Consider the following 24,274-nt stretch of genomic DNA (forward strand, 5'->3'; position numbering starts at 1 on the left):
AATGAACCATGACACTAATGAACTAAAATATGCCAGAAATTACTTGGGATAGTAAATTATACGACAAACAGCATCACTTTGTGTCTGACTATGGTGCAGATGTGTTGCAATGGTTGGCACCAAAACGTGGCGAATCCATTTTAGATGTAGGCTGTGGCACCGGTCAGTTGGCTAACGAGATTGCCAAAAGTGGCGCCAACGTGGTAGGTACCGATGCATCGGCCAGTATGATTGCCACGGCCAAAGAAAATTATCCCGATTTGGCCTTTGATGTAGTCGATGCCACCCAATTACCTTATAATGGGGTATTCGATGCCATCTTCAGCAACGCCACTTTCCACTGGATCGAAAACCAGGAAGGCCTAACCCAAGGCCTTTACCAAAGTTTAAAAAAAGGTGGCCGCTTAGTCGCAGAGTTTGGTGGTCAAGGCAATGTACAAAGCATTACCGAAGCTATTGCTACGGCAGCCAAAAATTTGGGGCTGGCCAATCAGGTGGTTACCAATTTTTGGTACTTCCCTTCTATTGGCACTTATACCAATTTGCTCGAAAAGCATGGTTTTGAGGTAGAGCAAGCTTGGCTGTTTGATCGGCCTACCCGCTTAAATGGCGAGAAAGGTATGCATACCTGGATGCAACAGTTTGCACAGCATGCTTTTAAAAACCTGAGCAGCGAACAAGCCGAAGCCATCAAAGATTTAGCCGTAGAAATTTTAAAGCCAAACTATTTCATTAAAGGCGAATGGTTTACAGACTATAGAAGATTGAGGGTTAAAGCAGTTAAAAAATAGATAGAAGAGATCGCTATACGCGCATCTCTACACGCAATACGAGTAAAATGAAAAAATTTGAAAAATTAACATCGGCAGTAGTTCCCTTAAACATAGAGAACATTGATACCGATCAGATTATACCCGCAAGGTTTTTGAAAGCCACCACCAGAGAGGGCTTTGGCGAAAACCTGTTCTGCGATTGGCGCTACGATGGAAACCGCAACCCAAAACCAGATTTTGTACTAAACGACAAAACCTACAGTGGCAAAATTTTGGTAGCAGGCAAAAACTTCGGCTGTGGCAGCAGTCGCGAACATGCCGCCTGGGCCATTCAGGATGCCGGTTTTGATGCCGTAGTGAGCAGTTTCTTTGCCGATATTTTTAAAGGCAATGCGCTCAACAACGGTTTGTTGCCGGTGCAGGTAAGCGACGGTTTTCTGCATCAGCTATTTACAGCCGTTGCCAAAGATCCGAAAACTGAAATAGAAATCGACTTGGAAAAACAAACCATCACTTTGTTAAGCACTGGTCAACAAGAAAGTTTTGAAATCAACCCTTACAAAAAATCTTGCCTCATTAACGGCTACGATGATATTGATTTCATCTTGAACCAAAAACCCTTAATCGAAGCATTTGAAAGAAAGGTGAAAGCTTAAAGACCAATCTCGCATCTCAATACGCAAATCGCAATACGCTATACCCAAACCACAACATGTTCAAACCCTTCGTCCACATTCAAAACCTTAACCTCAGTTACCACAACAAAGTGGTGCTAAAGGATTTGTATTGGGAAATGCAAGTTGGCGAAAACTTGGTCATTGGTGGCGAAAGTGGCAACGGAAAAACCTCATTAGCCAAGGCCATTGCTGGTTTAACTCCTGCACAGGGAAGCATTGAGATCGATTTTGATGCCTTGAGCAACTTGCCCAAACAGGTACTTTATGTAGAAAGCTGGTATCAGTTCAAAAACTTGGAAGGTGTTGCCAATTTCTACTATCAGCAGCGCTATACCAGTCAGCAGGCGAAGGAAACCTTAACCGTGCATGCCGAACTGCTGGCCTATGGCAAGGAAAACAAGCTTCATTTCGATAAAGTAGAACCGATTTTAGAAGCTTTGGGCTTTGCGACTTTTGCCAGTTCGCAACTCATAGAACTTTCTAGCGGCGAACATAAAAAATTGCAACTGGTTAAAGCTTTATGGCTACAGCCCCAATTGCTCATTATCGACCAGCCCTATACCGGTTTGGATGTAGCCTCGCGCCAAAACCTGAACGTTTTATTAGATCAATTGGCTGAAGCCGGTGCTCAACTCATTTTAATCAGCAACGACACCAAACTGCCTAACTGTATCAATCGCTTTGCTACCCTTCAAGATGGCCAACTGGTACAAGTTGATGCTTTTGAAACCAGCAATTCAGCTCCAACAAAGTATTTGAGAAATATTCCGGATTTCTTGAAAGAATCGCCAGTTTATTCTTCGAGCGACATCGTTAAAATGGTGAATGTCAACATCAGCTATGGCGACAAGCAAGTCTTGAAAAACATCAACTGGGAGGTAAAAGCTGGCGAGAAATGGCTGTTGCAGGGCCATAATGGTTCGGGTAAATCAACCCTGCTCAGCTTGGTTAATGGCGATCACCCCCAATCTTACGCCAACGAACTGTATTTGTTCGGCAACAGGAGAGGCAGTGGCGAAAGCATTTGGGACATCAAGCAACATATTGGCCTGATTTCTCCAGAATTTCATTGGTATTTCGATGCTACAGCGACCGTTTTTGCCAGCATCGCCTCCGGCTTTTACGATAGCGTTGGACTTTTCCAGCAGCTACCCTACTCCAAAACCTGTCAGGTAGACGAATTGATCGAATATTTTGGACTAACTGCATCGCGCAACGAATTGTTCAGCACTTTGCCTTTGGGCAAGCAACGCCTGGTGCTGTTGGCGCGAACCATTATCAAAAATCCCGAATTGCTCATTTTAGATGAGCCTTGCCAAGGTTTAGACCAACAGCAAACACAACATTTTAATCAACTGGTAGACGCACTTTGCGCCAACGGCATGACCCTCATTTATGTAGGCCATTTCGAATCGCAATTGCCCAACTGCCTAACCCATAAGCTTCTGCTCAACAAGGGCGAAGTCGTCAAAAACACAAAAACTTACGAAACACAAAAAGAATTAGCATAATGGAGAAACATATTTTAGTTATTCCGGGTGATGGAATTGGACCAGAAGTAACCCAATGGGGAAAAGCGGTTTTGCAGTATATTGCAAGCACCTACGGCCACAATTTTACCTTCGATGAAGCATTAATGGGCCACGTTGCCATCGAAGCAACAGGAAACCCGCTGCCAGACGAAACCCTCGAAAAAGCTAAAAAGAGCGATGCTATCCTCTTTGGTGCGGTTGGGCATGCCAAGTACGACAACGATCCTTCGTTAAAAGTACGTCCGGAACAAGGATTGCTCAAAATCAGGAAAGAACTCGGCCTGTATGCCAACCTGCGTCCAATTTTATTGTTCGATGAGTTGCTGCACGCCTCGAGCATTAAACCGGCTATCTTAAAAGGAACCGATATTCTGTTCTTCAGAGAACTGACCGGCGATGTGTACTTCGGCGAAAAAACACGCTCTGAAGACAGGCAAACGGCTTCAGACCTGATGATCTACCACAAATACGAGGTAGAGCGCATTGCACACAAAGCCTACGAAGCCGCCCGATTGCGCAACAAGAAACTCTGCTCGGTCGATAAAGCCAACGTGCTCGAAAGCTCACGTTTGTGGCGCGAAACCGTTCAGGAAATAGCCAAACAATACCCTGACGTACAAACCGAGCACATGTTTATCGACAATGCGGCCATGCAGCTGATCAAAGACCCTAAACAGTTTGATGTGGTATTAACCGCGAACTTATTTGGCGATATTTTAACCGACGAGGCTTCGCAAATTGCCGGATCAATGGGCATGCTCGCTTCGGCTTCGGTAGGCGACGGCACCGGTTTCTTCGAACCTATCCACGGCTCGGCACACGACATTACCGGCAAAGATTTGGCCAATCCGTTGGCTTCTATCCTGTCGACGGCCTTGATGCTCGAAATCAGCTTCGGATTAAAGGAAGAAGCCAAAAAGATTGTCGACACGGTTGACAAAGTGCTGAAAGAAGGCTTCAGAACCAACGACATTGCCGATGCCGCCACGAACAGATACAAAGTACTAGGCACCCAGGAAATGGGCAAACTGGTCTTGAAATTTTTATCCAATCATTAACCTAAAACCCTAAGACGATGCTACACGACCCTAACAAAGTTTATATTTTTGACACTACCCTACGCGATGGTGAACAGGTTCCTGGATGCCAGCTAGATACCAACCAGAAGATTGATATCGCCAAATCGCTGGAGCGCTTAGGAGTAGACGTGATTGAAGCCGGCTTCCCCGTGTCAAGCCCCGGCGATTTTAACAGCGTAATCGAATTGTCGAAAGCGGTAAACGATCCTATTATCTGTGCTTTAACCAGAGCCAACAAAAACGATATTGATGTAGCAGCCGATGCTTTGCGCTATGCCAAAAGACCACGTATCCACACGGGTATCGGAGCTTCTGATATGCACATCAAAACCAAGTTTAACAGTACCCGCGAAGAAATTTTGGCCCGTGGTGTTGAAGCCGTAAAATATGCCAAAAAATATGTAGAAGACGTAGAGTTTTATGCAGAAGATGCAGGCAGGGCCGATATCCAGTTCTTGGCCAAGATGGTCGAATCGGTAATTGCTGCTGGTGCAACGGTCGTCAACATTCCAGATACCAACGGCTACTGCTTGCCAGATCAATATGGCTCTAAAATTCTTTACCTCAAAGAAAACGTAAAAAACATCGATAAAGCCATTATTTCGGTTCACTGCCACAACGATTTGGGCCTCGCAACCGCTAACTCCATTGCCGGTTTGCAAAATGGTGCACGTCAGGTAGAATGTACCATAAACGGTATTGGCGAACGTGCTGGAAATACTTCTATGGAAGAAGTGGTGATGATTTTGAAGACCCACAAAAGCCTCAATCTGCATACACAAATCAATACCCAAGGTTTTTACGACATCAGCAGGCACGTGAGCCAGCAAATGCACATGCCGGTACAGCCCAACAAAGCCATTGTGGGTGGCAATGCCTTCTCGCACAGCTCGGGCATCCACCAAGACGGCTTCCTGAAAAACCGCGAAAACTACGAAATCATTAAACCAGAAGATGTAGGTTTCCCTTCGGCAGCTATTGTTTTAACGGCAAGAAGTGGCAGGCATGCCTTGAAGCATCACTTAGACCGCTTAGGCCACAACCTGGAAAAAGCGCATTTAGATATCGTTTACCAACAGTTTTTAATCTTGGCCGACAGCAAACAAGGCATAGACGACCACGATTTGAACCAATTGGTGGCTTTACACTTGGCGTAGGGTATTCTACACTTGCGAAGTTTTAAAAACTTCGCAAGTGTCTTCGCTAATCAGCGAATGGCCAATGAACCAATGACTAATGAACGATTGAACTAATGAACCTAACAACAACACCACATACATTTGATTTTCTAGCGGCAGCCGAAAGGCTCGAAGGCACTGTGTTGCGTACGCCCTTAGAATACAATGCCCGCCTATCGGAAAGATATGGCGCCGAAATCTACCTCAAGCGCGAAGACAAGCAAGTGGTGCGCTCGTACAAATTGCGTGGCGCCTATAACATGATGAGCCAAATCCCGGCCGAGCTGATGCAAAACGGCGTGGTTTGCGCCAGTGCGGGCAACCATGCACAAGGCGTAGCCTATTCCTGCAAGAAACTCAAAATCAAGGGCACTATTTTTATGCCCGAGATTACGCCCAAGCAAAAAGTAAGTCAGACGGAATTGTTTGGCAACGGCTGGATTGATATTGTGCTGGTTGGCGACACTTTCGACGATTGTTTGGCAGAAGCCTTGCGTTTTACCGAAGCCAACCTCATGACTTTCGTACCTCCTTTCGATCACTATCACGTGATTGAAGGACAAGGAACCGTTGGCGTAGAAATATTGGAAGACCTTCCAGGTGCAGAAGTGGTGATTATGCCTATTGGTGGCGGAGGTTTGGCTTCTGGCACGGGCATGTACCTCAAAAATACCAAGCCCAACATTAAACTGATTGGTGTAGAACCCGAAGGTGCACCTTCTATGGATGCTGCTTTTAAAGCCGGTAAGCCGGTAAAGCTGGAACAAATCAACCGTTTTGTTGATGGCGCTGCCGTTAAATCGGTGGGACTACTCACCTACCCAATCTGTAGGGAAGTTTTGGATGAAGTGCTGCTCATTCCCGAAGGAAAAGTTTGTACCAGCATCTTAAAACTGTACAACGAAGATGCTATTGTTGCCGAACCCGCCGGAGCATTGGCCGTGGCCTCACTCGATTACTGCGCTTCAAAAATCAAAGGCAAAAAAGTAGTTTGTGTAGTAAGCGGTGGCAACAACGATATCGAACGCATGCAGGAAATCAAGGAAAAATCTTTGCTTTTTGAAGGCCTCAAACACTATTTTATTGTGCGTTTTCCGCAACGTCCGGGGGCATTGAAATTGTTCGTAACTGAAGTTTTGGGTCCGCATGACGATATTACCCGTTTCGAGTTCATCAAAAAGACCGAACGCGAAAATGGCCCAGCCTTGGTAGGTATCGAACTAAGAGATCGGGAAGATTATTCAAGCCTGCTTGAGCGCATGAAAGCCTTTAAATTCGACATCATCGAGCTGAACCAAGACCAAACCTTATTCGAATATTTGGTTTAACTGTTCTTGTTGGTATAATGGATTAAATCGTTGGTGAAGAACACCAACGATGGCAGCTGGCAAGATAATATTTACAATTCCCCTCCCTTGGAGGGGTGCCCAAAGGGCGGGGTGGTTAAATATAATTGGTCTATTAAACACCCCGGTCTGTGACCCAAAGAGGGGAAGTTTGATTGATCAAAATCTTTGGCTACTTCATCAAATCATTAACGAAGCACCGCTCCTGTTGGCAGAATGGATTAAATCATTGTAAAGAACACCAACGATGGCAACTGGCAAGATAATACTTACAATTCCCCTCCCTTGGAGGGGTGCCCAAAGGGCTGGGTGGCTAGCTATAATTGGTCTATTAAACACCCCGGTCTGCGACCACCCCTCTAAAAGAGGGGAATTTTGATTGATCAAAATCTTTGGCTACTTCATCAAATCATTAACGAAGCACCGCTCCTGTTGGTATAATGGATTAAATCATTGTAAAGAACACCAACGATGGCAACCGGCAAGATAATACTTACAATTCCCCTCCCTTGGAGGGGTGCCCAAAGGGCGGGGTGGTTAAATATAATTGGTCTATTAAACACCCCGGTCTGCGCCCCCTAAAAGAGGGGAAGTTTGATCGATCAAAACCTTTGGCTACGACATCAAATCATCAACAAAGTATCCTGGCTCTTGTTGGTGTTCCTCACCAACAAGATTTCTACATATCTTACCTTTTGCCTTCCACCCTCAACCTTCCTTCCTTGGTCCCACAACCCATTAGGTCCTTGTTGGTATTCTTCACCAACAAGACTGCTACATATTTTTCCTCTTACCTTCCACCCTCAAGCTTCTTTCCTTGGCCAGACAACCATTAGGCACTATTTTTCGTAACTTAAGGTATGCGAAGCCTGATGCTTTTTTTATGTTGGCTCTGTTTGATGCCAAAGACTTATGCTTTAGAATATCCCGACCAGGCTAGTTACCTCCTTGCCAATCCTTTGGGCAAGCATGATGGCAGCGATGGGCATTGGCTCAAAGCAGACCGAAAACATCATAACGCTATTTGGAATATGGCCAACACCGTAAACCTGCTCAAAGCAGATGGCTTTAACCAGTATCGGGATATTGCAGAGCGATCTGATTTTTACAAATGGTTTCAACATCAAACCGATTCGCTGGGCTTCGAAACCAAATGGGCAGGCATCGCCGCCATTACCACCAGCAAGCTTAGCAAACTGCTTAGCGAGGTGCCCAAACTTACCGGCAACTCTAATCAGGAAATCCAGCATTTTGTGCAATATGGCAACCAGCTCATTTTTGAGGATATCTGGCCTGATCTTCAAAGACTGCGTGCAGGCGATTGTTTAAAAGGAACCGTGGCCGAAAAGTGGGATGGCGAACTATTGCTTAGGGAACAGCAACTTATCGACCCTTCGTACCAAAAACTATCAAAGCATTCCTTACGTATTTTAGCAAAATCGTTGCGGAAAGAGAACCTTCTTTCTAAATTTATACCCGGACTAGAATTTGAAGGCAACCTGCTCAACATCCACGACAGATGGATTTATGGCATGAAGATGATGGGATATAAACACCTGAACTAAGCATGAAAAAAGCAAGACTGATAGGCATTGCTCCACAACTGGTGGTCAACGATGTGGTTAAAACAGCAGCATACTATGGCGATGTACTCGGTTTTAACCTGATTGGCTATTTTTTAGATCCGCCAGTGTATGCCATGGTAGAAAGAGATGGCTTTCAGCTGCATTTTGCCAAAGCCGATGACACTAATTTCCCTATCTAGAAAAGCCAGTGCCGGCCTCATCATTTAGGTGCCCAAAATCGACCTGTTTTACGAAGAAGTGAAATCTAAAAAGGCCGACATTGTAGAAGGAATAGTGCAACGGGTGTATGGCAGCCGAGAATTTAGGATTAAGGATTGTGATGGCCATCAAATTTTGGTAGGCGATTAATTTACAGGCAAATCCGTTTTCAAATAAAAGATTAAAGTTTTATGCTTCGCACAAACAAAATATTACAATGTCTGTTTTCTATTCAATAATATTTGGCAGCAGATTTGCATGGCTTCTTGCAAAACACACACAACATGAAAAAGATAACCTTACTCCTACTTTGCATGGCCACACTAGGTCTGGCGTCTTGCAAAAAAGACACTATCATTAACCAAACCACGCCTAACCGTACGATTATTTTCGACAGGTCGCCGAATAGCTGGAAACTGTTGTCGGGAACCACCAATACCTATTATGTAGATTTAGATGCGAGCGAAATAGACAACATCAATGTACGTCAAGAAGGTGTATTGGTTTATATCTCAACCGACGGAACGACAACAACTGGTTACTTCCAAATCCCAAACTCGGCGCAACGCTATGATTACGACATTTATACTGGTTATATCAGGATTTATTCTTACGGATTGCCTCCAACCACAACAACCAGAATAAAAGTAGTGTTGATTGCAGCTGATAATATTACTTAAGAATTAAAGGTTTTAAAACCTCAAAAAAGGCCGATATCTTGATGGATATCGGCCTTTTTTATAAATATAGCAAGTCCATAAAGACAGTTGCAGCGCTATCTCAAATAGGTTGCTTAAAACTCTAAAAACCGGCCAATGTTTGCCTGAATATGATCGTTTTTTTGATGCTCGCCACTGTTCAGTTGCAGGGCTCTGATCTGTACGCCATTCCTTTCGAGCAGCAGTTCGTCGAAAAAGCCCTTGTAGTACACTTCTTTTACTTCAAAGCGTCTGCTGTTCCATGTATTTTTGAGTTCTACCCATTCCGGATAAAAAGCAATTTGCGCCTTATCGGTTTTTAACCCAAGCTGCAGGGCTTCTTCCCTGTTCAAGATTACGGCATTGCCCAATATGCGGGCGGTATACAAGGCTGTAGGGTGCTGGTAAACCTGCTCGGGACTGTCGTTCTGCAAGAGTTCCCCTTGCCTTAAAATCAACAGCCTATCGGCCAGGAACAACCCATCTGTCGGGTCGTGCGAAACCAAAACTACGGTAATGCCCATTTCTTTGGCCAGCCGTTTAATATCCGCACGCAATTGGTTTTTAAGCAAGGAATCGACTTGGCTAAACGGCTCATCCAGCAACAACACTTGGGTATCGCTAACCAAGGCTTTAGCTATGGCCACACGCTGTTGCTCGCCCCCGCTTAGTTCGGTAATCTTTTTGTTTTTAAGGTGACTAATATGCAAATGCTCCATCATTTGAAGCGTTTTGGCTTCTTTAGCGGCCACGTTGGTGTTGGGCAACATAGCGGCAATGTTGTCGTAAACCTTTGCATAGATATTGAGCGAAAAATCCTGGGTCACCATCTTCATCTCGGCATGGCCCGGTATCAGTTGCTCGTCTGGCCCCTTTACCCTTTTGCCATTAAATACCACTTCGCCTGAATCGGGCTTGAGCAAACCATACATACATTTAAGCAAGGTCGATTTTCCGGAACCGCTTTCACCAATAATGGCTACGATTTCGCCTTTGTTGATTGCAAAGCTAATGTTGTTCACACCAGAGGCCTGGCTTTCCTGATATTGTTTATGGAGCTGCTTTACCGCTATGATTTCTTCGTTCACAGCGTAAAGATAGGAAAAAGAGGCAGAAGGTGGAGGGGCTGGAGGCGGAAGACCATAGGTGAAAGACTAAAGCATAAAGACTAAAGACCAAAGCATAAAGACTAAAGTTCAAGAACTATGGACTATTGACCATAAACCATCGACTATAAGCTATCGACTATAAACCACCAGCCACCAACAAAAAACCCTCGCGAAGTTTTAAAAACATCGCGAGGGTAATCAGGGTTTATTTGTGTGTGGTGTGTGTGTCTATTAGTTCAGTCCGAAGGTTAAACCAAAGGCCATGTTTTTAAGTCCTTTTTGTGGCGCACTGTCGAACATATCGTTGGCATAATACTTTACAAAGGCACCTAAACCATTGTAACCGAAGCGCAATGTGCCACCATAACGGAATGGCGCAAAATTGTAATCGTCTTTAAATTTCTCCTTGCCACGCTCGTCGCTGATTTGTTTCACCTTGCCATTAAGCAGGAAGCTGATTTCTGGACCGATAACAAAGTAGAAACGTTTGCCATTATCATTTTCCTTGGTGCGGAACTCGAAGTTTAGCGGAATATGCAGGTAGCTGCTCGAGAAACGGTTCTTGCTAAAGATAATCGGTTCTTCGACATAGGTTAGCTGCGACATGTTCTTTTGCATGGTGATGTTCTTTTTCAATCGGATCAGGGTCCAGTCGAAACCACCGGCCACATAAATTTTAAAGTTGGGGTTAAACCTGTAGCCAAATTGGATTACATCAAATGAAACAGTACTGGTTTTTCCTGCCTTGTAGTCCAAAAAATCGTTGGTTGGCGATAAAGAAAAGCTGCCATTATCAATCAGTTTAGAAAAGCCGATGTCTAAACGGGTAAAGGTAATCCCTCCTACAAAACGACCGTTTTTTGCCATTTTGCCTGTACTGTCTCTTTTGCCAATGGTAATGCCCAGTCCGTAGTTGATATCGAATTTTTTGCGTTTAATGCTATCTTGTTCTCTTCCGTTATCTTCTTGTGCCTTTGCACCTAAGCCTGCCAGCATGGTAAGTCCGCCTACCAAAACTGCTGTTAATACTAAACGTTTCATTGTGTCGGTTTATTTGTGTTCTTTTAATTCCTGTTTTTGTTTTTTGGGTTTAATCTTACAAATCCCAAGTTTATTCCTATAATCGATGAGTTGTCATCATCATCGGTGTTGAACCTGATGAGTTTTTTATCTCTTTTGTCAATTTTCTCTACCACGAAGTTGACCAAGTCTCCCACGTTTCTGATCCCTTTTTTCTCGCTTGCTACCTCTGTTTCGCTGATGGTGTTTACATTTTCCAATCGCTGTGGTACTTCGGCGCTGGCCATCATCGTTTGACTGTTATCTGCGACGGCTACCGTTGCTTCTTTGGGTACTACGTTCATCGGTTCGATTTCGATCTTCTTAATAGGTAGATGTGCAATCGTTGCATTTGGTTGCAAGTCACTCTCTTTTTTCTCCAAATTATTTTCAGGAAGCACATTTTCGGCCGTACGCACTTGCATGTTTTTTACAGGCGCATTGGCGAAGCTTTTGTTGCTGGCTGTATTTGTCATGGTTTCTTCGGCAATTACAGTACCCGAAGTTGTAATCGGCTCTTCTGTTTGGCCAGTTGTGGCTACGGCTGTTGCGCCGTGCAGCCTGATTTTTTCAGTTTTCTGGAAAACCAGCAGTGCGGTAATCGCTACGGCAACGCTGGCAGCGGCCATCCAGTAAATCGGGAAGCTGCGTTTGCGTTTAGGCGTAAGCTGCTGTTCAATATTGGCCCATAAATTGGCCGATGGCGCAATCTCTGCATCCATAAATTTGTCTTTAAACAAATTATCAAATTCTTTATCCGGCATGTGTTGCATAACCAAAGCCCTCCATTTTAATAATTTCTTGTTGCAATATTGCTCTGGCCCTCGACAGCTGCGACTTGCTTGCGCCTTCGGTAATGCCCAACGTTTGGGCAATTTCCTTGTGCGAATAGCCCTCTATGGCGTACATGTTAAATACCACACGGTAGCCGTCGGCCAGTTTTTGTATCACTTTTAATAAATCCTGCATGCCCAAGCTGCTAAAATCAAAGCCTTGCGAAGGCTGTTCATAAGCATCTTCAATAGGCACCACATTCATCATGCGCAGGTTTTTTCTGTAACTTTCAATGGCGGTGTTTACCATAATACGCCTCATCCAGCCTTCAAACGAGCCATCGCCACGGTAATCTGTTACCTTTTGGAAAATCTTTACATAGCCCATCTGCAGTACGTCTTCGGCTTCCATACGATCTTTGGCATAGCGCATGCAAACCGCCAGCATTTTTGATGCAGTTTGCTTATACAGCATTTCCTGCATTTGCCGGTTGCCTGCTTTGCAGCCCTCCATTAAATCATCAATCGTATATGTTTTGGTCACCTTCATGTGTTGTTTGTATAGGGTAGATGAGCCCTAGCGGTAAAAGGTTGCAAGCAACCTCAAAAAAAATATTTTTCTGTTAAATTATTCGGGTAGATACTGTGATTGTTCAATTGTTATATTGTTGGATTGCTTTATGGCTAAATTGTTGGATTGTTACGCCAAACGCTTATCGCCAAACGCCAAACAAAATAACCAAGCTAACAATTTCTATATTTTTTTGAAAACGAATGTCAGTATTTCATCGGTGCTGCAGTCCCGTCATCCGCTTCGCTACTACCGGGTTTAATTAACAAGGGGCTGTTTCCACCCCCCTTACCCTCAACGCCAAACGCTTATCGCCTATCGCTTCACCTTAAACAACCTAAAATCCTCTTTATAGGTTAAAAACAGCGAGTGGTTAAATTGCAACTGCGAATCGGAATGGTCTAAATCCAAGTGGGGTTCGAAACGAACATCGAGGTATAAATGTGGCACCAGCTCTTTTTGATAGGCATACCGCAGGGCAATGATATTCCTGCCACTTTGCTTAAAGCCTTTGTCGTACAAATTATCGGAAACCGATTGGTACAGTGGCATGCCTTTAATGGTAATAAAGTTATTGCCTTTCCAGTAAGAAGCTAACAGGCTGCCCCACTTGGTATCGACGCCTGCATTGAGCCAAAGACCAAAACCGCCTTGGTAGGCACGTACCTTCGTTGGCGAAAAATCCTTATAAACGGCAATATAGTTATCGGTGTAAATCTCTTTTACATTGCCACCTATAGCCTTGTGCAACTTTAAACCAGTTGCACCGTTAAACAAAGTGCTGATAGGAATTTCTTTCAGCAAATCGATCTGTCCGCCCTGGTGATAGGCCAAAAACTGCGCCGGAAAACTGAGTTTCCAGCCACCACCCCATTGCGCCAAAGTAGTTTCGGTATTAAGGCCTCCGATGATTTCCTCTTTTTCTGGCGATCCTTTGTAGATCATTTTTTGCCAGGCAATCCAGCTGTCGAGCTTGAATTTTTCCCTATCGATCAACAATTGCGTACCATATTCGATGGGTGTAGTAATCTTACGTTCAAAATCGTAAATCGGCTCAATGTAGCCATGTTGGATATTGCCCTCCAAACTTCCAAACACCAAGGTCAGGTTGCGCTTGTGGTATTTTACATTGAACAAGGGCTTGGCATCGTAAATACCTTCTCGTCCAAAGTCTTTGCGCAAATAGGCACCTGCGGTAATGGCCAGGTTCGGATTGGCAAAATAAACCAATTGCGGTTCGAGCTGCGTACCGTACAGCGTATAGCCATCGTGAAATTTATTGGAGTATTCGTAATTTCTGACGTAGTTGAAATTGTAGAAATTAAAATGGAGTTCTTTGTCTAAGCTATCAGCCGGACGAATGCGATTAAATATAGCTTCGTTGTTAAATTGGGCTTGTGCTAAAACAGCAGTACAAAGAACAAGGATTAAAAGTAGAGTTTTTTTCATTTCACGATTTTAGGTTTACCACCATTTCTGGGGTACAATACACGTATATTTTGGGTATTTGTTAATCCGGCCCAAACATAGTGTTCTTTATTGTATTGTTCGGTCAGCTTGAGGTCGATTTTACAGCCATCTGCTAAACTATAGACAAAATAAGGCCGATAGCTGCCAATATTTGCATCAAGACTATCTACCACACTTTCCATTTCGCCCCAATTTGTTCCTATAAAATCTACAACTCCATCCTTGTTCAGGTCAAAAATCCTTATCGGAATTTCAACCTCTTTTGGCACATTTACGTTGATGGTATTTTTAGTTATCGAAATGAGTGTTGGACCATCATAACCACCGTCTCTAACAGGGGTAAAAAGCATAACTATACTTTTTTCACCCTTCTTATAAACAAAAACCCGCTTAGATTTAATGCTATTGCTGTTATTTTTCAAAAATATGGTATCAATATCGGCATAGCCATCTTCTTTTTCGAAAGACTTAGTTGCTAAGCCCTCTATTTTAATGTCTACCTTATCAAATCCAGTTGTATCACTAGTCCATACCAAAATCTCATCCATTTTCCCGTCATGGTTAAGGTCGTCGGTGATTGTTTCAACAAGAGTTGTCGGTAGTTTTTTAGAGGTATCGGTAGTTTTTGAGGCTTTATCCGCCTGCGAAAGAGGTGGCAGCACGACCGATTTTTGTCGGCATGAAAGTAAAAAGACCAGGCACAGGAGCAATATTTGGTTCTTTAATTTCATGGCTTGACAAAAGCTTAATGATTGTTTTTCTCTCTAACCTTTTTGTAGAATTTTACGCCCATCATAATCACCGTGGCGAGGCCCATAATACCAACGAGGCCATAAATCCAGTCTACGGCATTTTTCAGGATGACAATAAACACGATAGCCACCATAAAAATAGTAGCCAATTCGCGCCAAAGCCTTAGTCTGAAGCTGTTGAGTGTATAATTGCCAGCACGCAATTGTTTCATCATCCTTTGGCAGATGAAATGATAGACAAGCAGTCCGGCTACAAAACCGAGCTTAACCAGCATCCAACCGAACTGGAACAAGTAAGGATGGGTATACAGCATCAGCGAGCCCGCCAAAACAGAAATGATCATAGCCGGGGTGGCAATAATCTTCCATACCGTGGCTTCCATCTTGGTAAACTGGGCTACCAAAATGCTACGCGCAGGCTCTTCCTTGGTATTGGCTTCGGTATGGTAAATAAACAGGCTTAGGATATAGAAAAGTCCCGCCATCCAACTGATCACGAACACCACATGCACCGCTAAAAAAAAACTGTAATAATCTTCCATATCCGTTGTGCCCTCGCTGTCGAATTTTGTTAATACCTAAACTCCTTTACCACTTCGATGGCATATTTTACATTGTCGAAAGGAATATCCGGCATAATGCCATGGCCCAAGTTAAAGATAAAGCCGTTCTCGCCACGCATGCGCTCAAACAGTTGCAAAATGTGTTTCTTGATGACCGGTTTATCGGCATACAAAATATGCGGATCTAAATTGCCCTGCACCGCGATATTGGCCGGCAGTGCTTTTTTGATGTTCAGCAAATCGGCATTCCAATCGATTGAAACCACATCGGGCTGTGCCGTTGCCATAATTGGGGCAAATACCGAACTGCCTTTGCAGAAAGAAATAACTGGAATATTGGCCCTGTTTAATCCCGCAATAATCTGTTGGTTGTATTGGTGAGAAAACTCCTGATAATCGTTCCACGACAAAGCCAGGGCCCAGCTGTCAAAAAGCTGCAGGGCATTTACGCCAGCCTCAATTTGCAGGTTCAGATAATCGGTGGTTACCTTGGCGATTTTAGCCAATAGCCTATGCGCCAATTCGGGATGGTTGTGAATTAAAAGCTTGGTGGTTTTGAAGTCTTTCGACGAACCGCCCTCTACCAGATAGCTCATTACGGTAAAAGGAGCACCGGCAAAACCAATTAACGGAATACTGCCGTTTAAGCGTTGTTGAATAACCTTAATGGCATCGGCCACATACTGCAAACGATCCAGAACATCGGTTTCTAAACGCTCAATATCTTCGGCGCTACGTACCGGATTGGCAAATTTGGGGCCTACACCTTGGGTAAAGCTCAAATCGCCTCCCATGGCCTCGCCGGTTACCAAAATATCAGAAAACAAAATCGCCGCATCAATACCCAGCAAATCAACCGGCAACATGGTTACATCGGCCGCAATTTCTGGGGTTTTGCACATCTCTAAAAAGGTGTACTTGTTCTTGATTTCCCAATACTGGGGCATAAAACGTCCAGCTTGGCGCATCATCCATACGGGTGGGCGTTCTGTTGGTTTTGAAAAGGCGGCGTCTAAAAACAGGTTATTCTTCATTTGGGGTATTAGGCCAAGTTATTGGCTTCTTTCTCTATAATTTTAATAATTTCTTGTGCTCTTGAGGTAGTAGCCAGTTCTTTGGCTTTGGCGATATAGGCTTTGGCCCTTTCGCCGTCTTTTTTGCGCAAGGCCAAATTGGCCAGGTGGATCAATACAAAGGCCTTGTCGTTTTTACCTCCCAACGGAAATCGGCTGGCAATCTGAAAATGGCGCTCGGCGGTATCGAAATCTTCGCGCTGCAGGGCGATATTGGCCCGCATAAACTCGTAATAGCCACGGCGGTTTTTGGCCAGGCGATCTGGATTGCCAACTTCGTTCAGTATCTCTGCGGCCTTGTCGTAATCGGCATTCTTAAAGTGTTTAGAGGCCAGCAATACCGAACTGTGCTTAAAGTGGGTCCACAGTACAAATAAGCATAAAAAGCCGGCTATGGCAGCCAGCTGGTATTGGTTGTAGTATAAACTTACGAGCGCCGAGACACCAAAAATGGCCATCAGCGCATATCTGCTCTTGGTATTATACATTAATGTGCTACATCTGTGAATTTATAGCCAACTCCCCTGATCGAGTGGAAATACACCGGATTTTTTTGGTCTGGCTCAAAATATTTACGGAACGTCAGGATAAAGTTGTCGATGGTACGGGTTGACGGGTAAACGTCGTAGTTCCAAACGGTTTCCAAAATCTGCTCGCGCGAAACGGCTTCGTTCTTACGTTCGATGAGCAGTTTGAGCAGCATGGTTTCCTTTTTGGTTAAAGGCACCACTACCCCATCGTCTTGCTTCAATTCGAACGAGTTGAAATAGATGGTTTTGTCGCCAATTTTATAAGAGTTCAGTTCTTTCAGGTCGTCCGATTTCAGGCTGCGTTTAACCAAAATGCCCACGCGCAAAATCAGTTCTTCCAAGTTAAACGGTTTCACCAAATAATCGTCGGCACCTTTTTTAAGACCCATTACCCTGTCTTCACTGGTATTTTTGGCGGTTAGGAACAAGATAGGCACTTCGGTATTTTCCAAGCGAATGGTTTCGCAAACCTGGAAGCCGTCCATTTCAGGAAGCATCACGTCCAAGATAATCAGGTTGAAACGTTCTTCCTTAAACACTTTCAATGCGGTTTTGCCGTCTTTTACGGCATGTACTTTATAGCCTTCTAATTCGAGGTTTAATTTAATGGCGTCTAACAAATGGTCTTCGTCTTCTACCAACAGTATTCTTAATTTTTGTGGCATATCAATTAAATGTTACTTCAAAAATTGCGCCTTGTGGCACGTTATCTTTCACGCTGATGTCAGCGTCGTGGTTTTGTAATACTTCTTTAACAATAAACAAGCCAAGTCCGGTACCTTTCGATTTCCGGACATTTTCATCTCCCACACGGTAAAATTTATCAAAAATATGCATTTTTTCGTTGTCTGGAATGCCCGGACCTTTGTCTGAAACGGTTAAAAAGGCCTTTCCGTCATTTTGACAGAGCGCCACTGCAATTTCGGCACAGGGACCCGAATATTTAACCGCATTCTCGACCAGGTTGGTTACCACAGACGAAAGCGCAAACTTGTCGCCAACTACCTTAATGCCAGGTTTTATCTCCGTATTGATCAGTTGCTGGTTGCCACAAGAATGGACCTGCAAACGATCGGTAATTTTATTAACGAGTTCCGAAAAATCGAATTCCTCTTTCGGAAAAGAATAGGTACGGCTCTCGATCTTGGTGGCCAGCAACATGTTCTCTACCAAATCGTCCAAACGCTCAATATCCTTTAACGAGTTGCGCAACAAGGTGGTGCGTTGCTCTTTGTCCAGATCTCTTTTTTTGATGGTTTCTAGCGACAGCTTAATGGCCGCCAAAGGCGATTTGAGTTCGTGCGTTACCGACAGCAGGAAATTCTGTTGCTGCTCATGCAGTTTGTCTTCTTTTTTGATGGAAGCATGGATAAAATAGGCACCCACACACAACAAAAACAAGAAAACCGAGCCTTCGCCCATCACCATGGCCATGCGTTGCGGCTGCAGGCGGATGACCACCGTTCCCCACCAAAACATCTCTAACAAAGCGTAGAGCAACAAAAAGTAGAATATCAGGATCGATTTTTTCATGCTGCTTTTTTACGATTTTCTGAATACTAAATCCAATGCATCAAAAATAGCTCTTTTTGCTTTCTCTAGTTCAATTTTTGTATGTGCGGCCGAAACAAATCCTACTTCATAGCCTGACGGACCCAAGTAAATGCCCCTGTTGAGCAATTCGCGGTGCATCATTTTGAATTTCTCCATGCTGGCCGGATCGATATCCTCGGCAGTTTGGATCTTCTCCGCATCGGTAAAGGCAAACCAGAAAATTGAACCAATGGTAAATACTTTTAATTTATAGTTTCTGGCGGTTGCAAAACGCTGGATGCTTTCGGCAAATTCTTGCGCTTTGGCATTAAGCTCTTTGTAAAATCCAGATTTCAGGAGTTCGGTTAGGGTAGCGATACCTGCGGCCATGGCTACCGGATTGCCCGATAAGGTTCCAGCCTGGTACACGCCGCCATCGGGCGAAATATGGCCCATGATCTCTGCCGAAGCACCATACATGCCTACCGGCAAGCCGCCACCTATAATTTTGCCATAGGTAACAATATCAGGCTTGATGCCATAATGGGCCGCTGCGCCTTCGAAACCTAGCCTGAAACCAGTGATGACCTCGTCGAAAATCAACAAGGCTTGATTGGCCGTACAAGCTTCTCTTAAAAATTCGATGTATTCTTTATCTTGGATCAACAAACCGTTATTGGCCGGAATACCTTCGATAATCACCGCCGCTACCTGATCTTTAAACTGTGTAAAGGCTTCGGTAATGGCATTTTTATCATTGAGCGGAATAACAATGGTTTCGGCCGCGAACGACTGTGGCACACCTGCCGAAGAAGTTTCGCCAAAAGTAACCAAGCCCGAGCCGGCTTTAACCAATAGCGAATCGCTGTGGCCATGGTAGCAACCTTCAAACTTGATGATCTTGTCTTTACCGGTATAGCCCCTGGCCAGCCTAATGGCCGACATTACAGCTTCGGTGCCCGAACTGGTAAAACGGATTTTCTCTACAAAACGATTGTTTTTGATAATCAGTTCGGCCAATTCGTTTTCTAAGGCCGTAGGTGCGCCGAAGCTCATGCCGTTTTGCATTACCTCGATTACCTTTTCCCTGATTTTGGCATTGTTATGGCCTAAAATAAGCGGGCCCCAGCTGGCGCAGAAATCGATAAACTGATTGCCATCGGCATCCCAAATCATGCAGCCATCGCCTTTTTGAATAAACAGCGGTGTTCCATAAACCGATTTGAAAGCCCTTACCGGCGAGTTTACCCCACCTGGGAAATAGGTTTTCGATTTGGCATAAAGCGCTGCCGATTTTTCGCGACTAATGTCTGGTTTGCTGCTCGTGTTTACCGGCATTTCGGCCTCATTGCCCGAGAAGATTTTTTTTAACGATTCTAACATTTCTTTTTAAGGTAAAAGCGAAAAGACCAAAGCCGAAAGCCAACTAAACTACACGAATATAGCCTTAGTCTTTTTGCTTTAAGCTTTCCGCTTTCTTACATCCATTTTTGCTCTACAATATCTCTAATGTGGTAAGTGGTAATTACGCTGGCTCCTGCCCTGGCAAAAGCGTGCATGGTTTCCATTACTACTTTTTGTTCGTCTATCCAACCTCTTTGTGCGGCCGCTTTGATCATCGAGTATTCTCCCGATACATTGTAGCAGGCAATAGGCAAGTCGGTATGCTGTTTCAGTTTGCTGATGATATCCAAATAGGCCAAAGCCGGCTTTACCATCAGGATATCGGCGCCTTCGCCTTCGTCAAGCAGGGCCTCTCTCAAGGCTTCGGTGCCATTTCTGAAGTCCATTTGGTAGGCTTTTCTGTCGCCTTTGTTTGGCGCACAGTCTGCGGCTTCCCTAAACGGGCCATAATAAGAGGAGGCAAATTTGGTGGCATGCGACATGATGGCCACATTTTCGAAACCGTTGCCATCCAGTTTGTGTCTGATGGCAGCTACACGGCCATCCATCATATCAGAGGGGGCCAGCATATCGGCTCCAGCTTCGGCATGGTTAAGCGCCATCTTGGCAATCAGCTCAACCGTAGCATCGTTGTGTACGTAATCGTCTTTTAAAATGCCGCAATGGCCATGCGTGGTATAAGAGCATACGCAAACATCGGTTACCACATATAAATCGTCGCCAAAGTTTTTCTTCAGTTCTTTTACGGCTACCGGCACCAGGGAATGCGGATCGTAGGCCGAATGTGCATCTTCGCTTTTTTCGTCGCCTACCCCAAAAAGCATGATTTTATTCACGCCCAAGGCCAATCCTTTTTCAACATCCTTTAACAAGGTATCGGTAGAGAAATGGTTTACGCCCGGCATGGCATCAATCGCTTTCGTTACGCCGTTGCCCGGCACTACAAAATAAGGATAAATGAACATGTCTTTTGATAGGCGCGTTTCGGCAACCAACTCTCTTACAACAGGATTTTTTCTTAGCCTACGGGGTCTTTGCAACATTTCTTTTGGTTTTGAATATCAAAATATTAGTATCGTTTATCAAGATATTAATATTTCTAAAATTAATTATCGCTTCAAAGGTCGGTATCTGTTTTGATAAGCATTTTAGACTTTTGTCATATCTAAAGACTTTACCTTAATCTAACACTTGCGGAATTTTTCTTGCTAGTTGTACAATTGTTAAATTGCCTAATTGTTAACCATCTCGCCCTTTAGAAACCCTTCCAGCGGTGGGAAATCGAAAGCCTTCAGCCTTCCCTCCTTCAACCTTTTACCTCTCTTTGGTCTTTCAGCTTTGGTCCTAACGCACGTCTATTCCAAAAACGGCTTCGGCCAAGCCAATTTCGTCTGGCGAATAAGGCAAAATATATTTCACGCCCATTTCTTCAAACTTCTTGCCCGTAGAATTGCCAATGGCGATTACCTGCTGTTCTGGCTCTAACAAATTGTCTACAAAATAGGCTTCTACATTAGATGGGCTGGTAAAAATCAGCACTTCGGCTGCTGTACCATCAATATTGTCTTCGGTTACGGTTTCGTAAATCGGCAAATCGACCACCTTGGTATCTTCGCCCAACGATTTCTGGATAGACTGCAGCGAATCCTGAGCCCTCGGAAACATGACGGTTTGGCCATCTACCAGTTTAGCAAACTCTTCGGCTACTTCTGTAATATCGCCACTTTCGCCAACAAAATCAGCCAAATGGCCAAACTTGCGCAGGGTATCTTCCGAACCACGGCCTACCACGCCAAATTTTACCTTTTTAGAAAGCACCGGATTAAGTTTAAAGAAATACTCTACTCCGTTGCGGCTGCTGAAGAAAATCCAATCTACATTTTTCAAAAAGAACGGATCTAAAATATTAACAATCGGAAAAGTACGGATCAACGAACGTCCGTCTATTTCGATCTCATGTTTGGCTAATGCTTTTCTGAAATAGCTGTGCTCGCCAATTTCTCTCGAGATGAAAACCTTGCTCGGAAATTTACGGTCGGCACTGAATTTCGACACGATTTTTTCGGCCAAGCCTTCGGTGCTTGCGGTACGCAAAAACAAACGGTCTGGAAAATCCTCATCGGTTTCGGCTTTCGAAGTCCACACTTCAAAAAGACCGTTCTCTTTTTTGCAGTAGCAACCCAAAGGCATGTGGCAGCCACCTTCAAAGAGATTCAGCACCTTACGTTCCACCGAAATTTCTTCGGCGGTGGCCTGGTCGTTTATCTGTTGTAATGCGCTAAACAATTCGCTGTCGTTTTCGCGGATTTGGATGGCCAAGGCACCTTGTGCAGGTGCTGGCACCAATTCGGTGGTATCAACTACTTCGACATGGAACTCGCTCAAATCGATATTCAGGCGGTTAACGCCCGCTTTGGCCAACAAAATGGCATCGTAATCTTCGTCACGCAGTTTTTGGATGCGCGTTGGCACGTTGCCACGCAAATCTTCTACATTCAAATCGGGGCGCAAGGCCAACAATTGGGCTTTGCGACGATTAGAGGAAGTACCTACCATGGCGCCTTTTTTAAGCGACAGTTTTTGGGTTACATCCACGCAGTCTTTAAGAATGAGCAACAATTCTGAAGGGTCTTCGCGCTCGGTTACCGCAGCGATGGTGAGTCCAGGCGGATTGGTGGTTGGCAAGTCTTTGTGCGAGTGTACCGCAACATCAATGGTGCCGTTTAATAGCTCTTCCTCCAGTTCTTTGGTAAAAAAGCCTTTGCCTTCCAGCTTGTCCAATCGCAGGTTCAGGATTTTATCGCCCTGTGTTTTGATGATTTTCAGTTCTGCATCAATGCCGATGCTGGCCAGCCTATCTTTGGTATAGTTTGCCTGCCATAATGCCAAATCGCTTCCACGCGTACCGATAATAATTGTCTTCACCTTATAATTTTAGTTTTTCGCAAATTTAATTAAAAATTCGAAAGAGGGGGATTCTAAGAAAATGATTAACTCCTAGTTAGAGTTAACTATTTTTAACCAAAATTTCTTTGGCCATAACCATGGGAACGCTGATGCATTTTTTCTCCATGTAATCCATGATGCGTCCTAAAACAGCTTTCGAGTTGTCGTCCATGGTATTGATCTCGTCGGCAAAAATAGCATTCATGGCGGTGTGCTTAATTTCCTTGATTTTTTTAGGCACATCGCTCATGGCGATTTCTATTTTGCGTTGGCGCAATACCGATTCGAACTCTTTGATGTTGTCGTCTATGATATGTTCGGCATGAACCAGTTCGTCATAGCGCTCCTGGATATTTTTGCGGGCAATTTCCTTAAGCGATTCGACTTCGATAAAATGCAAAGGAAAGTTTTGAACCACTTCGGGCGCGGTATCGTTTGGCACAGCCAAATCGACGATTACTTTTTTAGCCGTATCGCCATTCAGCAATTTGGTATAAAGCTCTTGGGTCAAAATAGGCTCTGTAGCACCGGTGCAGGTAATGATCACATCAAAACCTTCTTTGTAGTCGGCCAGTGCCGAAAGCGGATAAGCCGTTCCGTTGAGCGCCTTGGCCAGGTTTTCTGCCTTTGCTATGGTTCTGTTAAAAACAGAGAAATTAGAATATTTATGCTTTTTGAGATATTGCGCAATATTCATATTGGTTTCGCCAGCGCCAATAATGAGCAACCGTACGTTGCCGCACATGTTCAGCTCGCGCAATTTGCGGTAGGCCAAAGAAACCACTGAAACCGGATTTCTCGAAATATTGGTGTGGGTATACACTTCTTTGGCGGTTTTAACCACGCGGTCCATGATCATGCGCATGTAATCGCCGGTAAAGCCAGCCACACGACAAGCTTCATAGGCTTTGCGCACCTGGGCCAGGATTTCTTTTTCGCCCACCACCAAACTCTCTAGCGAACAAGAGGTACGCAACAAATGGTTGAAGGCTTCTACCTGCTCATATACCACAACATTTTTGATGAACTGCTCCATGTACTCTTCGGGAAGCCCCATGTCGAGTACCTGCATAAAACGCGTAATAAAGGCTTTGTCTACTGTAGCCGCGGCAGTAAATACAAATTCGACACGGTTACAGGTGCCAACATAAAATATTTCTTTGATGTCAAGCTCTGATTGGATATTCCTCAACCTATCATCCAGCGTCTGCTCACATATAACTAACTTTCCTAAAGCTTTTAGGTCAATCTGCTGATGTGTAAATGCAATAATCTTTAAATATTCCAAAATGGGTACAGCCTATTAATTTAGCGACAACAAAAGTAATAAACCCAAACCCGCTTATCTGTCATTATGCTGTAATTTAGGCTAATTTAGAAAGGTTTTAAATTAACTTAACGTAAACAAACCGAGTGTTTTTAAA

Annotated in this window: 24 protein-coding genes; 9 read left to right on the top strand and 15 right to left on the bottom strand. The window is 44.2% G+C overall.

Annotation, left to right across the window (positions count from 1 at the left end; translation table 11 throughout):
• Window positions 1-29 precede the first annotated feature (29 nt).
• The 9 genes from VRU48_RS08660 to VRU48_RS08700 all read left to right on the top strand — a co-directional run bounded on the left by VRU48_RS08660 (window position 30) and on the right by VRU48_RS08700 (window position 9,049).
• Window positions 30-791, top strand: a complete 762-nt coding sequence (locus VRU48_RS08660; protein WP_330107525.1) for a class I SAM-dependent methyltransferase — start codon at window positions 30-32, stop codon at window positions 789-791.
• Between the two features lie 47 nt (window positions 792-838).
• Window positions 839-1,429, top strand: coding sequence for a 3-isopropylmalate dehydratase small subunit (leuD, locus tag VRU48_RS08665; protein WP_330107526.1), 591 nt, complete (start codon window positions 839-841; stop codon window positions 1,427-1,429).
• A 56-nt stretch (window positions 1,430-1,485) separates the two neighbouring features.
• The gene (locus VRU48_RS08670; protein WP_330107527.1) at window positions 1,486-2,961 is read left to right on the top strand and encodes an ATP-binding cassette domain-containing protein; all 1,476 of its coding nucleotides are present in this window, start codon (window positions 1,486-1,488) and stop codon (window positions 2,959-2,961) included.
• Window positions 2,961-4,040: a 3-isopropylmalate dehydrogenase gene (gene leuB, locus VRU48_RS08675; RefSeq protein WP_330107528.1), complete on the top strand. Its 1,080-nt coding sequence runs from the start codon at window positions 2,961-2,963 to the stop codon at window positions 4,038-4,040. Before VRU48_RS08670 ends, leuB begins: the two co-directional genes overlap by 1 nt.
• Window positions 4,041-4,057: 17 nt before the next feature.
• Complete coding sequence (locus VRU48_RS08680; protein WP_330107529.1) at window positions 4,058-5,218, top strand: 2-isopropylmalate synthase; 1,161 nt, start codon at window positions 4,058-4,060, stop codon at window positions 5,216-5,218.
• A gap of 95 nt (window positions 5,219-5,313) precedes the next feature.
• Complete coding sequence (ilvA, locus tag VRU48_RS08685) at window positions 5,314-6,567, top strand: threonine ammonia-lyase IlvA (protein WP_330107530.1); 1,254 nt, start codon at window positions 5,314-5,316, stop codon at window positions 6,565-6,567.
• Between the two features lie 917 nt (window positions 6,568-7,484).
• Complete coding sequence (locus VRU48_RS08690; protein ID WP_330107531.1) at window positions 7,485-8,150, top strand: hypothetical protein; 666 nt, start codon at window positions 7,485-7,487, stop codon at window positions 8,148-8,150.
• Window positions 8,151-8,152: 2 nt separating this feature from the next.
• Complete coding sequence (locus VRU48_RS08695) at window positions 8,153-8,350, top strand: VOC family protein (RefSeq protein ID WP_330107532.1); 198 nt, start codon at window positions 8,153-8,155, stop codon at window positions 8,348-8,350.
• 303 nt (window positions 8,351-8,653) lie between these two features.
• A complete protein-coding gene (locus VRU48_RS08700) occupies window positions 8,654-9,049 on the top strand; it encodes a hypothetical protein (RefSeq protein ID WP_330107533.1) in 396 nt (131 codons plus the stop codon).
• A gap of 113 nt (window positions 9,050-9,162) precedes the next feature.
• On the opposite strand, the gene VRU48_RS08705 is transcribed toward VRU48_RS08700, so the two are convergent.
• The 15 genes from VRU48_RS08705 to hemA form a co-directional block, all read right to left on the bottom strand.
• Entirely contained in the window at window positions 9,163-10,155 is a 993-nt protein-coding gene (locus VRU48_RS08705) for an ABC transporter ATP-binding protein (protein ID WP_330107534.1), read from the bottom strand.
• A gap of 252 nt (window positions 10,156-10,407) precedes the next feature.
• Window positions 10,408-11,217: an outer membrane beta-barrel protein gene (locus VRU48_RS08710; RefSeq protein WP_330107535.1), complete on the bottom strand. Its 810-nt coding sequence runs from the start codon at window positions 11,215-11,217 to the stop codon at window positions 10,408-10,410.
• A gap of 23 nt (window positions 11,218-11,240) precedes the next feature.
• A complete protein-coding gene (locus tag VRU48_RS08715; RefSeq protein ID WP_330107536.1) occupies window positions 11,241-11,999 on the bottom strand; it encodes a hypothetical protein in 759 nt (252 codons plus the stop codon).
• Window positions 11,989-12,558, bottom strand: a complete 570-nt coding sequence (locus VRU48_RS08720; protein WP_330107537.1) for an RNA polymerase sigma factor — start codon at window positions 12,556-12,558, stop codon at window positions 11,989-11,991. Before VRU48_RS08720 ends, VRU48_RS08715 begins: the two co-directional genes overlap by 11 nt.
• A 336-nt stretch (window positions 12,559-12,894) precedes the next feature.
• Entirely contained in the window at window positions 12,895-14,028 is a 1,134-nt protein-coding gene (locus tag VRU48_RS08725; protein ID WP_330107538.1) for a hypothetical protein, read from the bottom strand.
• Complete coding sequence (locus tag VRU48_RS08730) at window positions 14,025-14,780, bottom strand: hypothetical protein (RefSeq protein ID WP_330107539.1); 756 nt, start codon at window positions 14,778-14,780, stop codon at window positions 14,025-14,027. Before VRU48_RS08730 ends, VRU48_RS08725 begins: the two co-directional genes overlap by 4 nt.
• A gap of 14 nt (window positions 14,781-14,794) precedes the next feature.
• Window positions 14,795-15,343, bottom strand: coding sequence for a CopD family protein (locus tag VRU48_RS08735; protein ID WP_330107540.1), 549 nt, complete (start codon window positions 15,341-15,343; stop codon window positions 14,795-14,797).
• 29 nt (window positions 15,344-15,372) lie between these two features.
• On the bottom strand, window positions 15,373-16,398 hold the full coding sequence (gene hemE, locus VRU48_RS08740; RefSeq protein ID WP_330107541.1) for a uroporphyrinogen decarboxylase: 1,026 nt from the start codon (window positions 16,396-16,398) through the stop codon (window positions 15,373-15,375).
• Window positions 16,399-16,406: 8 nt separating this feature from the next.
• On the bottom strand, window positions 16,407-16,925 hold the full coding sequence (locus VRU48_RS08745) for a hypothetical protein (protein WP_330107542.1): 519 nt from the start codon (window positions 16,923-16,925) through the stop codon (window positions 16,407-16,409).
• On the bottom strand, window positions 16,925-17,632 hold the full coding sequence (locus tag VRU48_RS08750) for a response regulator transcription factor (protein WP_199141719.1): 708 nt from the start codon (window positions 17,630-17,632) through the stop codon (window positions 16,925-16,927). The genes VRU48_RS08745 and VRU48_RS08750 overlap by 1 nt, the downstream gene beginning before the upstream one ends.
• 1 nt (window position 17,633) lies before the next feature.
• Window positions 17,634-18,500, bottom strand: a complete 867-nt coding sequence (locus tag VRU48_RS08755; RefSeq protein ID WP_330107543.1) for a sensor histidine kinase — start codon at window positions 18,498-18,500, stop codon at window positions 17,634-17,636.
• Window positions 18,501-18,509: 9 nt separating this feature from the next.
• Complete coding sequence (gene hemL, locus VRU48_RS08760; protein ID WP_330107544.1) at window positions 18,510-19,883, bottom strand: glutamate-1-semialdehyde 2,1-aminomutase; 1,374 nt, start codon at window positions 19,881-19,883, stop codon at window positions 18,510-18,512.
• 95 nt (window positions 19,884-19,978) lie between these two features.
• Complete coding sequence (gene hemB, locus VRU48_RS08765) at window positions 19,979-20,947, bottom strand: porphobilinogen synthase (RefSeq protein WP_330107545.1); 969 nt, start codon at window positions 20,945-20,947, stop codon at window positions 19,979-19,981.
• A gap of 301 nt (window positions 20,948-21,248) precedes the next feature.
• Window positions 21,249-22,829, bottom strand: coding sequence for a hydroxymethylbilane synthase (hemC, locus tag VRU48_RS08770; RefSeq protein WP_330107546.1), 1,581 nt, complete (start codon window positions 22,827-22,829; stop codon window positions 21,249-21,251).
• Window positions 22,830-22,911: 82 nt separating this feature from the next.
• Window positions 22,912-24,138, bottom strand: a complete 1,227-nt coding sequence (gene hemA / locus VRU48_RS08775; RefSeq protein WP_330107547.1) for a glutamyl-tRNA reductase — start codon at window positions 24,136-24,138, stop codon at window positions 22,912-22,914.
• Window positions 24,139-24,274: the final 136 nt, after the last annotated feature.

This window comes from Pedobacter albus (genome assembly GCF_036324255.1).
Lineage (GTDB): Bacteria > Bacteroidota > Bacteroidia > Sphingobacteriales > Sphingobacteriaceae > Pedobacter > Pedobacter albus.

What these genes read in the sequence shown, in the direction of transcription:
- VRU48_RS08660 (WP_330107525.1), top strand. Translation starts at nt 30, where the DNA reads ATGCCAGAAATTACTTGGGATAGTAAATTATACGACAAACAGCATCAC.
- leuD (WP_330107526.1), top strand. Translation starts at nt 839, where the DNA reads ATGAAAAAATTTGAAAAATTAACATCGGCAGTAGTTCCCTTAAACATA.
- VRU48_RS08670 (WP_330107527.1), top strand. Translation starts at nt 1,486, where the DNA reads ATGTTCAAACCCTTCGTCCACATTCAAAACCTTAACCTCAGTTACCAC.
- leuB (WP_330107528.1), top strand. Translation starts at nt 2,961, where the DNA reads ATGGAGAAACATATTTTAGTTATTCCGGGTGATGGAATTGGACCAGAA.
- VRU48_RS08680 (WP_330107529.1), top strand. Translation starts at nt 4,058, where the DNA reads ATGCTACACGACCCTAACAAAGTTTATATTTTTGACACTACCCTACGC.
- ilvA (WP_330107530.1), top strand. Translation starts at nt 5,314, where the DNA reads ATGAACCTAACAACAACACCACATACATTTGATTTTCTAGCGGCAGCC.
- VRU48_RS08690 (WP_330107531.1), top strand. Translation starts at nt 7,485, where the DNA reads ATGCCAAAGACTTATGCTTTAGAATATCCCGACCAGGCTAGTTACCTC.
- VRU48_RS08695 (WP_330107532.1), top strand. Translation starts at nt 8,153, where the DNA reads ATGAAAAAAGCAAGACTGATAGGCATTGCTCCACAACTGGTGGTCAAC.
- VRU48_RS08700 (WP_330107533.1), top strand. Translation starts at nt 8,654, where the DNA reads ATGAAAAAGATAACCTTACTCCTACTTTGCATGGCCACACTAGGTCTG.
- VRU48_RS08710 (WP_330107535.1), bottom strand. Translation starts at nt 11,217, where the DNA reads ATGAAACGTTTAGTATTAACAGCAGTTTTGGTAGGCGGACTTACCATG.
- VRU48_RS08715 (WP_330107536.1), bottom strand. Translation starts at nt 11,999, where the DNA reads ATGCCGGATAAAGAATTTGATAATTTGTTTAAAGACAAATTTATGGAT.
- VRU48_RS08720 (WP_330107537.1), bottom strand. Translation starts at nt 12,558, where the DNA reads ATGAAGGTGACCAAAACATATACGATTGATGATTTAATGGAGGGCTGC.
- VRU48_RS08725 (WP_330107538.1), bottom strand. Translation starts at nt 14,028, where the DNA reads ATGAAAAAAACTCTACTTTTAATCCTTGTTCTTTGTACTGCTGTTTTA.
- VRU48_RS08730 (WP_330107539.1), bottom strand. Translation starts at nt 14,780, where the DNA reads ATGAAATTAAAGAACCAAATATTGCTCCTGTGCCTGGTCTTTTTACTT.
- VRU48_RS08735 (WP_330107540.1), bottom strand. Translation starts at nt 15,343, where the DNA reads ATGGAAGATTATTACAGTTTTTTTTTAGCGGTGCATGTGGTGTTCGTG.
- hemE (WP_330107541.1), bottom strand. Translation starts at nt 16,398, where the DNA reads ATGAAGAATAACCTGTTTTTAGACGCCGCCTTTTCAAAACCAACAGAA.
- VRU48_RS08745 (WP_330107542.1), bottom strand. Translation starts at nt 16,925, where the DNA reads ATGTATAATACCAAGAGCAGATATGCGCTGATGGCCATTTTTGGTGTC.
- VRU48_RS08750 (WP_199141719.1), bottom strand. Translation starts at nt 17,632, where the DNA reads ATGCCACAAAAATTAAGAATACTGTTGGTAGAAGACGAAGACCATTTG.
- VRU48_RS08755 (WP_330107543.1), bottom strand. Translation starts at nt 18,500, where the DNA reads ATGAAAAAATCGATCCTGATATTCTACTTTTTGTTGCTCTACGCTTTG.
- hemL (WP_330107544.1), bottom strand. Translation starts at nt 19,883, where the DNA reads ATGTTAGAATCGTTAAAAAAAATCTTCTCGGGCAATGAGGCCGAAATG.
- hemB (WP_330107545.1), bottom strand. Translation starts at nt 20,947, where the DNA reads ATGTTGCAAAGACCCCGTAGGCTAAGAAAAAATCCTGTTGTAAGAGAG.